Here is a 12,298-nt window from a genome sequence, read left to right on the forward strand (position 1 = left end):
ATCCTCCGCCCGCCCAACGCGGGGGCAGGCGAGGAAAGTGCGGCGGCTTCCTACTTGCTGAACAGCCCTTTGATCACAAACGCCACGTTGGCCGGACGCTCGGCCAGACGGCGCATGAAGTATCCGTACCAGTCGTTGCCGTACGGCACGTAGACGCGCATCTTGTACCCCTCGCGCGCCAGCTCCACCTGCGACTGCGGACGGATGCCGTACAGCATCTGGAACTCAAACTGCGTACGCGGAATGTTGTACTCTTTTTCCAATTGCTTGACGTAGGCAATGATGTTGTCGTCGTGCGTTGCGATCGCGGCGTAGCAGCCGTTCAGCAGGTGCTGCTTGATGATCTTCTTGTAGTTCTCGTCCACGTCCGCCTTGTTCGGGAAGGCCACTTCCGGGGACTCCTTGTACGCCCCTTTGACCAGCCGCAGGTTGACCTTCTTCTCTTTCAGCTTTTCGATGTCATCGGCAGACTTGTACAGGTAGGCCTGGATGACGGTGCCAACGTTGTCGTAGTCCTGCAGGAGTTCGTCCAGGATCTCCAGCGTCACTTCGTTGTGAGCGTAGTCCTCCATGTCAATCCGCACGAAAATGTTGCCGTTTTTCTTGGCCGCGTCCAGAATCCGCCGCATGTTGTTCATGCACAGCTCGCGGCTGATGTCCAGGCCGAGCTGGGTCATTTTCAGCGACAGGTTGCAGTCCACGCCGGATTGGTGAATCGCTTCCAGCGTTTTGATGCAGTAGTCTGCCGACTCGTTGGCCTCTTCCACGCTGTAGACGAATTCGCCCAGGTGGTCCAGCGTGCAGACGAGCCCCTTTTGGTTCAACTGGCGAACGGTGCTGATCGCTTCGGCAATCGTTTCACCGGCGACGACGCGGCTCGCTCCGAACCGCAGGCCCCACTTTTTCGCCGCAGCGTTCAGCGTCTTGTTTTTGGACAGGAACAGGAAAAAGTCTTTCATGAGTTGTTCCATGGGAAATCGGTCTCCTCCTCAACATGCATCTGTGTCCATCTTCCTAGCAGAAATCGTGCCAAACAGGACGAACAGGGCAGAAGCCGGCCATTCTGCTGGCTGCCGAACAGGAAATTACACACATATGTACAGATTGTGTCCATTCTTGTACACTTTTGATTACACGGTACACACCACCCATCCGGTGTTTGGTCTGTACCATGCGTGTACTTCTAGTTTGGTTAGGAAGTGGTTTTTTGAAACCGTTATTTTCTCTCGATTGTCCATTGGCTTCCCTGGCCGTGCCGATCGGCTCCGCTGCTGTCAGTATACGTGCCGGCGAAACGGAAGGTGTGCTTCGCGTCGACGGTCGCGACGCTGCCGTTCTCGCCGTCCCGGAGACGGAGACGCTGCGGGAGGCGGGTGAACGGCTGCTTGCCTGGGGGCGCCCCTCTGTGCCCGATCTGGTGACGCTCAACGAGGCGGGCACGCCCTCCGGCCTGGTGACCGCCCATCGGCTGTTCGGCGCTTTCGTCACGCTGGCGCAAAACCAGTCCGCCCTGCTGCACACGCTGCTGGACACGATGAGCGAGGCCATCACGATCGTCGATACGCACAACGTGGTCCAGTACTGGAACAAGGCGGCCGAGAACATTTACGAAATCGACCGGGCGCAGGTGGTCGGCACGCCGCTGGACGCCCATTTTGACAGCGAGTCGATCCGCCTCCTGGACGCGCTCAAGCAGGGCACCTCGGTGCAGCGGGTCTACCACATCCCCCGGCCGGACCGGCACGTGCTGATCAACGCCGCCCCGATCCGGCAGGAAGGGGACATTATCGGGGCCATTTCCATCGAACAGGATATTACCGAACTGGTGCGGCTCAACGAAGAACTGGCCCACACCACCGCCCACCTGCACAACCTGCAGCAGGAGATGAGCCGGTTTCAGGCGGCCGACGACCCGTTTTTCACGATCAAGGGACATTCCGCCGCCATTCAGTCGGCCATCCAATCGGCGCGCAAGGTGGCTCAGACGGATGCCACCGTCCTCATCTACGGCGAGAGCGGCGTGGGCAAGGAACTGTTCGCCCAGGCCATCCACCAGGCCAGCCGGCGGCGGGAGAAGCCGTTTATCGCCATCAACTGCGGGGCCATCCCGGCCGCGCTGTTTGAGAGCGAGCTGTTCGGCTACCAGGGCGGGGCGTTTACCGGAGCGGAGAAAAAGGGAAAGCCCGGCAAGCTGGAACTGGCCCACGGCGGAACGCTGTTTTTGGACGAAATCGGCGAACTCCCGCTGGAACTGCAGGTCAAGCTGCTGCGCGCCCTGCAGGAGCGGCAGTTTTACCGCGTGGGAGGCACCGAGCCGATCACCGTCAACACCCGGATCGTTGCCGCCACCAATCGCCAGTTGGAACACATGGTGGCGGAGGGCCGGTTTCGCGAAGACCTCTACTACCGGCTGAACGTCTTTACGCTGGAGATTCCGCCGCTGCGGGAGCGGCGCGAGGACATTCCCGAGCTGGTGCAGATGTTCCTGCACGAGTACGCCATCGCCAACGAGCAGCCCGTCCCTCGCATCGCTCCGGAAGTGATGCACGCCCTGATTGACTACGCCTGGCCGGGCAACATCCGGCAGCTTCGCAACGTGATCGAGCGCCTGTCCATCCTGCAGGAAGGGGGCGTCATTCTGCCGGAGCACCTGCCTTCCGCCATCCGCACCCGGACGATGGCGCCGCCGCCCGCCGTGCTGCCGCTGACACCCCCGTACGCGCCCGTTCCCCACGCTTCACCGGCGGGCTACGCGTTCGCCCCGGACCCGGCCCTGTCGGAGCGGGAGCGCATCCTGTCCGCGCTGGACCGCACCTACGGAAACAAAAAGGCGGCGGCCGACCTGCTCGGCATCTCGCGCGGCACGCTGTACAACAAAATGAGAAAGTACGGGATCAGCCATGAGCGGTGAGCGGACGCTTCTGCAATTCCAACCGGACGCGTGCACGGTTTCCCGCGGCGGCGAAACCATCCGCCTGCTGGAACTGTACCACGGCATGGGAATGGGGGCGGCGCTGCAGACGCTCTCCGCTCACCGGGACGTGCTCGGCATCGAGCTGGACCCGTTTTACGCCGTCTACATCCGCTTTGTCCGGGGCGATTTTGCCTGGTTTGTGGAGACATCGTCCATCCCGTTTGAGGAAAAGCTGTTCTACCTGCTGCACATCTTCTCCATGGTGCAGAAGAACCCGCGGGAGTCGCTGCGGCTGTTCGAGCGGGTGCGGTCTGAGCCGGACCGCCTTCCCCCGCGGTGGCGGGACGAGCTGGAGATCAACGTGATCGGTCTGTACCTGGAAACGGGCCAGTGGGATAAAGCGGAGCGGCAGATGGCCAAAGCCGAAGGGATCGTCGCCCGGCTTGGTTCGGACAGCTTTACGCTGCTGCTCCGGTACACCCAGATTCTCTACGCGCTGCTGCGGGACCGGTTGACGGAAGCGGAACAGCTCATCCGCCGGTCGGAAGAGCAGCTCAGCCGCATCCCGATGCAGCGGGAGCTGGGCTCGCTCACCCTGCTCAAAGGGATGTGCATGTACCGCCGCGCCGAACAACAACAGGCCAGGCAGTTGGTGGAGGAGGGCATGGAGGTCCTGCGCGCCTCCAGGTTTGTCCCGCATTTCATCTACGGGGTTCGCCTCGTGCTCTTTTTTCTGGACACCTTCGGCTGGGACGCGGAATGGCAGCACAAATACAGCACGCTCTGGGAGGAGCTGGCGGCCGAGTACCGCTTTGACTACCTGGCCCGCTCCATTCCCGCGCTGGTCCAACGGCCTTTCTGATACACCTCTGACAATTCCCCCTTACCCTGGAAGGGAACGAAAGGGGGAATTGTTGTTGCTTTGGAACAACCGCGTGTTTGTCCGGATGTTCGCCGCGTACAGCCTGTCGACCCTGGGCGACTGGTTTGATTTTATCGCCGTCACGATGCTGCTCGGGTACGTCTGGCAGGCCGATCCGATGCTGATGGCACTGCTGCCGCTGGTGTACGCCGGTCCGGGGCTTGTCCTGGGACAGGTGGCGGGCTTTTTGGCCGACCGGCGGAACAAGCTGCGCCTGATGATCGCCACGGACCTCTGCCGGGCGCTGCTTACCGCGGCGGCCGCCTTCGTCTCCCCGTCCGCCTGCCTGATCGTCAACGCCTGCAGCTTTCTGCTGTCCGCCGCCATTCTCTCCTCCACCGGAAACATGGAGGAAGCACGGCCGACAGCCGCAGCGCAGGAGGAGCGGTCCGGCTTCGGCGAATCGTGGAAGGAAGGATGGCGGATTCTTATTGGCAGCCGCGTGCTGTTTGCGAGCACGCTCTATTCCCTGATCGCCCTGATGGCCGTCCAGTTGGTGGATGCGCAGTTCGTGGTCATTTTGCGGGAAAAAGCGCCCGCCCATCCGGAGCTGCTCGGCTGGAAAACCAGCGCGATCGGCTTGGGGGCGCTGCTGACGGTGACCGGGCTCGGCCGGTTTCGAGAGATCACTGCGTACGGCTGGGTGCTGGGGGGAGGGGTGCTGCTGATCGGGGGAGCATTTGCCTGGCTGGGGCTGTACCGGCCGGGGTCAGGGATTCACTGGCTGTTGATCGCAGCCTTTCTCGCCGGCGTTGGCACCGGTCTCACCTCAGTCGGCTCTGCCTACCTGCGGCAAAAGGAAACGCCCAAAGAAGCGATTGGGCGTGTGATGGGCATTTTCAATTCGTTGACGAGCGCGATCTTCATCGCCGCCCCGCTGCTGGGCGGTTTGCTGATCACCGCCTGGGGCGCCAGCCCGTCGTTTCAACGGATCGGCTTCCTGATCGCGGCGATTGGGGCGGCAGGCATTCTGCTGCAGCGGGTCATCTGGGGACGCCGCCGCACCGAGGCGGCTAGCGTCCAGGTCTCAGCCGAATGATGCGGTCGTCTCCGGGCCTAGGGTCACCGCGTCCATCCCGGTTGCTGGTCAGGAGGTAGAGCGAACCGTCCGGCCCTTCCACGACATCGCGAAGCCGACCGTATTTGTTTTGGTAAAAAACGGAAAACGATTGGACGGCAGAGGGGTTCCCCTGGTCCAGGGCGACGTTCAGGATTCGTTCACCGCGCAAATTGGCGACCAGCAGCCGCCCTTGCCACGGCCCTCTGGTGACAAATGTCATTCCCGCAGGGGCCCAGGTGGTGTCGCCGCTGTGCAGGATCGGCGCTTTCATGCCGGCGGCCTGCTGATCCCCCTGGATGACCGGCCAGCCGTAGTTGCCCCCCGGCTCGATCAGGTTGATCTCGTCGTGGGCAAAGGGGCCGTGCTCCGAACTGTACATGCCGCCATGGGACGGACTCCAGCCGATCCCCTGCGGATTGCGGTGCCCCCAACTGTACACCGGTGATTGCGGAAACGGATTGTCTGCCGGTATCGTGCCGTCCAGGTTGAGGCGCAGGATTTTCCCCGCCAGACTGGAGCGGTCCTGGGCCCGATCCGGGACGCGCGCATCGCCGGTGGTGACGTACAGCCGACGGTCCGGTCCGATTTTCAGTCGTCCGCCGTTGTGAATGACGCTCCCCGGAATCCTGTCGATCAGCACCTTGTCTACCCGCGCCCGATTGTTCTCCTCCCGCAGCCGCACGACACGGTTGTACGTGCTGCCTCCCTGGCGATAGGTGTGGTACACGTACAGCCAGTGGTTCGCGGCAAAATCCGGATCGACGACCAGCCCCAACAGCCCGCCTTCCCCTTCGCTTATGAACGGCGCGGGAAAGGTAATGAGCGGTTCCGGAAGCAGCCTACCCTGCTGGATCACGCGCACGCTCCCCGGCCGCTCGGTAAAAAAGATGCGCCCGTCCGGGGCAACGTCCAGCGCCCAGGGCACATTCAGGTTGTCCGCCAGCGTCTCCGGCGTGTACGGCACCTGCTCGTCCGCCAGCACCGTCGGACGGGGAGCCGCGACGACCGGTTCCGCCGCCGGACTCTCCTGCCGTTCCACGCTGTTTGCCTCACACCCGCCGGCGGCCGTCAAGGCGAGAGCCGCAGCGGCGGCCATCATCCACTTCCTCATCTCATCCCTCCGACATCCATCTTTTCTGTCAGTTTGGTCATTTCGGCCCCTGTTCAAACGGCGGTCAGGATGACTCTCCCACTCCTGCAGGCTTTTTTCTACTTTTATCCAGTTTTTTCTGCTACGCTCCCTTTCGGAAGGAGCGTGATTCCATGGTGCATTCCTGCTTCTACTTGGTGCGGAAAAGTCGTCTTCCCCGCTACACGCGCAAATTTATCCGCTTTCGGATTCCGTTTGTGCTGGAAGAGACACACCGCATCATCAGCATCCCAGACGGCTATGTGGCCCTGGTGTTTCCGGATTTGCCCGCACGCCAATACCAGCTTGTTTTCCGGACGTTTGGCTATGACGGCCTTCCTTATCTGCATGTGTAATGACCTCGCTCTCGGAAAGGAGGTGATTGCCATGACGAAGCATCTGTACTTTTCCGTTCGTCTCCAGGACGCGGTGCACTTCATCCGGGTATTGACCAGCCACGGCATTACGCGTTACCATCTGGAGCCGCACGATGAACATGTCGCCTTTGTGTTCCACAGCGTTTCTGCTGTCCGGTACACCATGCTCCGACATGTCTTTGGTGCAGATGGCAAGTCCCGTCAAAGCCGTTGACAAGCGGGCCGGCGTTCCCATGAGGGGGCGCCGGCCTCCTTACCTTCTCCCCCAAGCAGCAGCACAGAAAAAAATTGGTTCCCTGCAGAACCAATTTGCATTCGGCTATTCCGGTTGAATCATCCTCCGTTCCGCCAACTGCCGCTGCAGCAGGTACTTGCGCAAGGTGTGGAAATACCTGGAGCTGATGCCGACAATTTTGCAGCCGTAGAAGTAATGCGGTCCCTCGACACGCTCGTGGATCACCTGCAGGTCAGCCTGTACGATGCCGTCGGCGCGATTGCGGCCGTACAGCTCCACGTAGAAGAACAGCTTCCGTTCGTCGGGAACGGGCTTGTTGGTGCGGATCGCCAATCCCCCCAGGCTCAGGTTGACGAGATCCACCTTTTGATAGGAAAAGGCATTGGCCGCGGCAGGATCAACGGACTGATACTGGATCCAGCCCTGGACGTCCATGTCAAACCGCGGATAGCGGCGGCGCTGCTCGCGAAATTCCAAGACGGTCGGCGAGTGGAACAAAAAGAGGCGATTGCGTTCTTTGGCCAGCACCACCGCCTCAAAATTGCTGATGGTGTCGTAATTGCTGGTTCGCAAACAAGGCAGTTGGTCCCCCACCGTCACTTCCACCTGGTCGGGAAAGACGGCCTCGATGAGGTCGCCCTCTTCATAGGTAACGCTGCCTTCAAACAATTGCTTGCCTTTTCGAATTTGCAAGATGCTTTCCATCTGCAGTCTCCACCACTTCACACAAAAATTTGCCGGCTTTTCCGGAATGACTTCACGCGATCGTTTTCACGGAAAATGAGGTATAATGGGAACATTGACAGATAGGAGGTTACAGAACCAATGAGTCGTTATCAATGGATTACATTGGCGTTGGCACTTGCCGTGGCCGCATGCTTCATCGGGGTAGGCGTGGCCATCGGCGAACGCAGTTGGCTCGGCGTGGTCGGCGGAATCGTCGGGGCTTGCGTCCTGATGGGACTCGGCTTTTCCTACAAGCGCAAACACATGCGCTGACCCTCCGGCCTCAGCGCCGAACGAGCAGGCTGTTCACGTAAAACAGCACGGAAGGCAACCCCTTGGCCTGTTTCAACAGCTCTCTGGCAATGGTGTAAATGTGCGGCTGGCTCCGGTTTACCTTGCGATCGGCGAGGTAAAAGGCGACCAATCCGTCCACGATCATACGGTGAAACGCAGGATTGGGCAAGCGGTCGACGCTTGCCTTTGCTTGTTGAATAAAGTACCGCATTCGCTCCGTCGCTTCCTGCTCCGAGGCGTAATAGCTGACAAAGTTGAGATCGCCGCCCAACCGGTCCTCTTCCAGGTCGATCAGGTAATCCAGCAGGATGTGCAGCCCGCACACCCACGGAAAGTAGGCCGCGTTGACCGCCTCGATCTCTTCGTCCCGGATGTGCGGCTCCGTCGCCAGGCAAAACAGGGCAAAGATGCCGATCGTCGATCCTGTAACGGCGGCAAACTCCTGCCAGTACAGATCCCGGTGCCGATCCTTGTGCTCGTCCCACCAGGCGAGCAGCCGTTTCTCCCGCTGATCGTGGGCGATGTGCTTGTACACCTGCAGGTCGCTGTAAAGGCAGGACAGCTCCAGCACGCGCGGCATGATTTTGCCGTAGCCGGGAAGCTGCCCGGCATGGCGCTGGCTGGTCAGCACGAGGTCGGCCAAAAAGCCCCCGTCGTCCTTTTCCTTGCGAAACCGGTAGTAATCCCGCAGCGGAGCGCCGGGCGTCAAGGCATCCTGCATGGACAGGTGAAGCTGCCGGAAGTCTTCGGGATCAAGCGACGTGCTGCGGTCGCAGAGATTGTCCAGGTAATCGCTGATGGTTTGGTAGGCTACGATAAGCGGTACGACGACCTCGACGTGAGGGACCACCTGAGCGGCGTAGACGGATCCTCCCTCGCAGTGGAATTTCTTGCTCTCCATGCTGGACAGCGCCTGCTTGCGGAGTTCCGGGTCCGGAATCGCCTGCGCCCGCCGGTACCAGGCGGCGAACTCCCGCTCCAGTACAGGCCGGACATGGCGGTAGATCCTGTACAGCAGCTGCCACGGTTGTCGTAGTTCCCTCACGTCATTCCCTCCTTACACACATAGCACTATCTTACCACAAATGCCCTCTCTTCTCCTCATTGTTGCCCCGTGCATGCCAAATTCTTCACACCTTCCGAAAAGAAGGGGAACACCTCCTGCCGGAGCCATCTGTCACCAGGCTTGAAAGGGGGAAGGAACGTCATGAGGTGATCGCCAAACGCTATCCGATCAGCCGTTTTGCTTCCAGATAAAGCACCAGGATGAATTTTTTCGCGTTGATCCGGATGGACGACGGAGCCGGTTCGATCCGGGTCTCCAGCTCCATCATCCGTTTGCGCACTTCGGTAAAGTCAAAAAAGGTGGTCGCGTAGCTTTCAAACTTCGGATGGGAATAGTCCGTCAACCCGAGCGACGCGAGGTGGGTCAGCGCCTGATAGATCGCCCGGCGCACCCGCTGCTCCGCGGCCTTTACCTCTTTTTGCACGTCGGCGGCCGCCGCCTGCCGGCCCAATTTCTCCACGGCCACGCTGGCAAAGATGTCTTTCAGGGCGGGAAACCTGTAGTCGCCGGCCTCTTCCTTTTCCAACCGGTACAGGTAGTCCAGCATGTCCAGCAAATCCTTGCTGCCGCTCTCCCCGATCATCCCCAATTCCGTCAGCAGGAATTTGCCCGCCGTGCGGATCGTCTTTTCCCGCAATGGCTGCTCCTTTCGCTCGCCGCCCGCACCTCCGGTCAACACGCTGAGCGATCGCTGGATGCCCTCGATGGAGCGCTGCAGCAGGATGCGCTCCCGCACCTTTTGCAGGACGCTGATCACCTCCAGTCGGTTGATCGGCTTGGTGATGTAGTATTCGATGCCCTGGGAGTACGCTTCCGCGATCATGTCCTTGGATTCAACCTGCGAAATCATGACGACGCGGCCGGAAAAGCCGGCCAGGTGCCGAACCGTCTCAATCCCGTCGCGGTTCGGCATCAACAGGTCGATCAGCAGGATGTCGACTCCCTTCAGTTCCAGGTAGTTTTTGTCGATCCGCGAACCGTCCTCCGCCTCTCCGGCCACTTCCCCCAGATCGGCGTCCTCGATGATGTGAGCCAGCATCGAACGGATGGCCGGATCGTCATCCACAATAAAATAGCGCATGTCATCATCCTTTCTGCACAAGATGGGCGACCGGCAGGCGAATGATGAAGACAGCGGCGTACCCGTCCGTGTTTTCGCAGATCTCGACGTGCCCCTGCAGGGTTTCCGCCACTTCCCTGACATACGAAAGCCCGATCCCGGTGGACGGTTGGCCCGACACGTCGTACTTGGTGGTAAACCCCGGCTTGAACAGCAGTTCCTTGTCCTTGACGGCGATTCCCGGTCCGTCGTCGCCGACCGCAAACCGCAGCCACTCCTGCCTCTCGTCCAAAGCGGCGGAGACGGCAACCGTACCGCGCTCCCGGATCGCTTCCACGGCGTTGGCGACGAGGTTGTTCACCAACGACAGGGTCGTGTAGATGTGGCAGGGCAGTTCGGGCGCGTCCACGCGAGCCTCAAAGCGGATGTCCTTGCCCAGCAGGCGGGCGTACTTTTCGTTGGCGCGGACGATGATGCGGATCAGCTCTCCCAGCGGCAGGTAGTCCTTGGCGTTTTCGTCGGAAATCAGCTTGGACAGACCGGCGTAAATCCGCTGGTTGTCCTTTTTCACCTCGTGTACCTGCCCGGCGATGCGCAGCGCCTGCCGGGCGAAGGCCTCGCCGTTCTCGTCGCGGGCGCTGTCCTTCATTCGGCGGTACAGATCGTAACACTCCCGCGTGATCTCCTCCACCTGCCGCAAGGTTTTTTTCAGATGAACCGACTCCTCGTACAGGCTGGCGATCAGCATCAGCATGCGCTCGCTGCGGATGCGCTGCTGCTCCTCCATCCACTTGGCCTGGCGGAGCTGGATCACGTTGAAAAAGCTGAGCACGAAAAAGCTGCGAATCAGCGCGATCGCCGACACCGGCCAGATCACCGAAAGCTGAAGCACCGCCTCCCACGACGACGCGCGAAACAAGAGCTCCACCAGGTTGCCCCCTATCTCCGCCAGTGTCGCCAGCCCGCCGACCAAAAGCGGCCGGTGATGCCGCTCGTTGACGCGGAACAGCGAGAAGAGACAGGAATACGTCACGTAAAAGAAAAAGGCGGGCAGGTGCATGTGGATCGACGCAAGCAAGTCAAAGCGATCGGACCCCAACCAGTCGAGCCCCACCCGGAACAGCACCACCAGGCAGCCGGTCAGCGGTCCGCTCACATACGCCGGGATCTTGCGCAGCCACAGCAGGAAAAAGAAAAAGGCGGTCGTGCCAAAACTCACGCGAAAATCGTCCTGAAACGGGTGAAATTTCAACTCGCCTGCGATCGGCACGGCAATCAGCATCAGCATGAGGATGTATACGCTTTCTCTCATCGGTTTCCGCTTTCGTTTCAAGAAGGTTTCGACATTATTTTATATTTTACTATATTCTTCTATAGATTTTTGTAGTTTTTTGTAGGTATGCGCTTACACTGACCAGGAGTATAGTCCCTTATTTTCCGTAGAAATATTGTATTATTGCGAAAAAAGGGTACTATAGGATATGTATGATTATTTACATAAGGGGGAATTTTCATGAAAAAGCGCAGTCTGCTTCTCTCTCTGACGCTGCTTGTAACAATGTCGCTCATGACGGCATGCGGCAGCGGCGGAAACAATGCGCAAGGGGGCCAGGGCGGCAATGCCGGCGGCGGCAGCAGCGATCCGAGCCAACTGATCATCGCGACCGGCGGCACCGGCGGCACCTACTATCCGCTTGGCGGGGGCATGGCTGATCTCATCGGAAAAAACGCCGGCGTAACGGCGACAGCCCAAGCCACCGGCGCTTCGGCAGAAAACATCCGCCTCATCCGCGACAAGAAAGCCGACATTGCTTTTGTCCAAAACGACATTGCCGAGTACGCAAGCAAAGGCACCAACATGTTCGCACAAGACGGCAAAATCGATTCGTTCCAGGCGATGGGCGCCCTCTACAACGAGACCATTCAGATCGTCGTCTCCAAAGACAGCAACATCAACAGCGTCGCCGACCTGAAAGGCAAGCGCGTCTCCGTCGGCTCTCCGGGCAGCGGAACGGAAATGAACGCCCAGCAAATCCTGGAGGCGTACGGCCTGACCTTTGACGATCTGAAGCTGCAGCGCCTCTCCTTTGCCGACTCCGCGAAAGCCATTCAGGACGGCCAATTGGACGCCGCGTTCCAGACGGCCGGCACGCCGACCGCGGCCATCACCGAGCTGGCTGCCACCACAGGCGTGAGAATCATTCCGGTTGACGCGGACAAGATTGACGCGCTGATCCAGAAGTATCCGTTCTACGTGAAAACGACGATCCCGGCCAACACCTACCAGACCGTACCGGAAGAAATCACCACCGTCTCCGTCAAGTCGATGCTCGTCGTCCGCTCCGACCTGAGCGAAGACCTGGTGTACAAGGTAACCAAGGCAATCTTTGAAAACACCGACAAACTGGGTCATGCCAAGGCAAAGGAAATCAAGATCGAAGACGCGCTGAAAGGCGTCAGCCTGCCGGTACACCCGGGCGCGAAAAAGTTCTTTGACGAAAAAGGCGTAAAGTAA

13 protein-coding genes are annotated in these 12,298 nt (G+C 60.0%); 7 read left to right on the forward strand and 6 right to left on the reverse strand.

Annotated elements, in window-relative coordinates:
* Nucleotides 1-50: 50 nt before the first annotated feature.
* Entirely contained in the window at nucleotides 51-971 is a 921-nt protein-coding gene (locus M516_RS0119855; RefSeq protein ID WP_029100663.1) for a proline dehydrogenase family protein, read from the reverse strand.
* Between the two features lie 236 nt (nucleotides 972-1,207).
* On the opposite strand from M516_RS0119855, the gene M516_RS0119860 reads away from it, so the two are divergent.
* Genes M516_RS0119860 through M516_RS0119870 form a run of 3 tightly spaced genes read left to right on the forward strand, consistent with a single transcriptional unit; the run spans nucleotide 1,208 to nucleotide 4,875 of the window.
* Nucleotides 1,208-2,911 (forward strand): sigma-54 interaction domain-containing protein, encoded by a 1,704-nt coding sequence (locus M516_RS0119860; RefSeq protein WP_029100664.1) that lies wholly within the window; start codon nucleotides 1,208-1,210, stop codon nucleotides 2,909-2,911.
* Nucleotides 2,901-3,776: a hypothetical protein gene (locus tag M516_RS24030; protein ID WP_051188314.1), complete on the forward strand. Its 876-nt coding sequence runs from the start codon at nucleotides 2,901-2,903 to the stop codon at nucleotides 3,774-3,776. Before M516_RS0119860 ends, M516_RS24030 begins: the two co-directional genes overlap by 11 nt.
* Nucleotides 3,777-3,831: 55 nt before the next feature.
* Nucleotides 3,832-4,875: an MFS transporter gene (locus M516_RS0119870; RefSeq protein WP_035290381.1), complete on the forward strand. Its 1,044-nt coding sequence runs from the start codon at nucleotides 3,832-3,834 to the stop codon at nucleotides 4,873-4,875.
* Here M516_RS0119870 and M516_RS0119875 read toward each other — a convergent pair.
* The gene (locus M516_RS0119875; RefSeq protein ID WP_029100666.1) at nucleotides 4,850-6,007 is read right to left on the reverse strand and encodes a PQQ-dependent sugar dehydrogenase; all 1,158 of its coding nucleotides are present in this window, start codon (nucleotides 6,005-6,007) and stop codon (nucleotides 4,850-4,852) included. The genes M516_RS0119870 and M516_RS0119875 overlap by 26 nt on opposite strands.
* A gap of 152 nt (nucleotides 6,008-6,159) precedes the next feature.
* Here M516_RS0119875 and M516_RS24035 point away from each other — a divergent pair, with 152 nt between their 5' ends.
* A complete protein-coding gene (locus M516_RS24035) occupies nucleotides 6,160-6,381 on the forward strand; it encodes a hypothetical protein (RefSeq protein ID WP_035290384.1) in 222 nt (73 codons plus the stop codon).
* Between the two features lie 31 nt (nucleotides 6,382-6,412).
* A complete protein-coding gene (locus M516_RS0119885) occupies nucleotides 6,413-6,616 on the forward strand; it encodes a hypothetical protein (RefSeq protein WP_029100667.1) in 204 nt (67 codons plus the stop codon).
* Between the two features lie 105 nt (nucleotides 6,617-6,721).
* Here the strand turns inward: M516_RS0119885 and M516_RS0119890 are convergent, their stop codons facing one another.
* Complete coding sequence (locus tag M516_RS0119890) at nucleotides 6,722-7,342, reverse strand: PilZ domain-containing protein (protein ID WP_029100668.1); 621 nt, start codon at nucleotides 7,340-7,342, stop codon at nucleotides 6,722-6,724.
* Between the two features lie 120 nt (nucleotides 7,343-7,462).
* Between M516_RS0119890 and M516_RS25755 the strand changes: the two genes are divergently transcribed.
* The gene (locus M516_RS25755) at nucleotides 7,463-7,636 is read left to right on the forward strand and encodes a DUF5325 family protein (protein ID WP_029100669.1); all 174 of its coding nucleotides are present in this window, start codon (nucleotides 7,463-7,465) and stop codon (nucleotides 7,634-7,636) included.
* 10 nt (nucleotides 7,637-7,646) lie between these two features.
* Here M516_RS25755 and M516_RS0119900 read toward each other — a convergent pair whose 3' ends face one another.
* From M516_RS0119900 to M516_RS0119910, 3 genes are all read right to left on the reverse strand, one after another.
* A complete protein-coding gene (locus M516_RS0119900; protein WP_029100670.1) occupies nucleotides 7,647-8,702 on the reverse strand; it encodes a tetraprenyl-beta-curcumene synthase family protein in 1,056 nt (351 codons plus the stop codon).
* Nucleotides 8,703-8,883: 181 nt separating this feature from the next.
* Complete coding sequence (locus tag M516_RS0119905) at nucleotides 8,884-9,804, reverse strand: response regulator (protein ID WP_029100671.1); 921 nt, start codon at nucleotides 9,802-9,804, stop codon at nucleotides 8,884-8,886.
* A 4-nt stretch (nucleotides 9,805-9,808) separates the two neighbouring features.
* A complete protein-coding gene (locus M516_RS0119910) occupies nucleotides 9,809-11,095 on the reverse strand; it encodes a sensor histidine kinase (RefSeq protein ID WP_029100672.1) in 1,287 nt (428 codons plus the stop codon).
* Between the two features lie 201 nt (nucleotides 11,096-11,296).
* On the opposite strand from M516_RS0119910, the gene M516_RS0119915 reads away from it, so the two are divergent.
* Nucleotides 11,297-12,298, forward strand: a complete 1,002-nt coding sequence (locus M516_RS0119915) for a TAXI family TRAP transporter solute-binding subunit (RefSeq protein WP_029100673.1) — start codon at nucleotides 11,297-11,299, stop codon at nucleotides 12,296-12,298.

The sequence above is a fragment of the Brevibacillus thermoruber 423 genome, assembly GCF_000454065.1.
Classification (GTDB): domain Bacteria; phylum Bacillota; class Bacilli; order Brevibacillales; family Brevibacillaceae; genus Brevibacillus; species Brevibacillus thermoruber.

Coding starts and splice junctions, on each gene's coding strand:
- M516_RS0119910 (WP_029100672.1), bottom strand. CDS start 11,095: ATGAGAGAAAGCGTATACATCCTCATGCTGATGCTGATTGCCGTGCCG.
- M516_RS0119875 (WP_029100666.1), bottom strand. CDS start 6,007: ATGAGGAAGTGGATGATGGCCGCCGCTGCGGCTCTCGCCTTGACGGCC.
- M516_RS0119855 (WP_029100663.1), bottom strand. CDS start 971: ATGGAACAACTCATGAAAGACTTTTTCCTGTTCCTGTCCAAAAACAAG.
- M516_RS0119885 (WP_029100667.1), top strand. CDS start 6,413: ATGACGAAGCATCTGTACTTTTCCGTTCGTCTCCAGGACGCGGTGCAC.
- M516_RS0119915 (WP_029100673.1), top strand. CDS start 11,297: ATGAAAAAGCGCAGTCTGCTTCTCTCTCTGACGCTGCTTGTAACAATG.
- M516_RS24030 (WP_051188314.1), top strand. CDS start 2,901: ATGAGCGGTGAGCGGACGCTTCTGCAATTCCAACCGGACGCGTGCACG.
- M516_RS0119890 (WP_029100668.1), bottom strand. CDS start 7,342: ATGGAAAGCATCTTGCAAATTCGAAAAGGCAAGCAATTGTTTGAAGGC.
- M516_RS24035 (WP_035290384.1), top strand. CDS start 6,160: ATGGTGCATTCCTGCTTCTACTTGGTGCGGAAAAGTCGTCTTCCCCGC.
- M516_RS25755 (WP_029100669.1), top strand. CDS start 7,463: ATGAGTCGTTATCAATGGATTACATTGGCGTTGGCACTTGCCGTGGCC.
- M516_RS0119905 (WP_029100671.1), bottom strand. CDS start 9,804: ATGCGCTATTTTATTGTGGATGACGATCCGGCCATCCGTTCGATGCTG.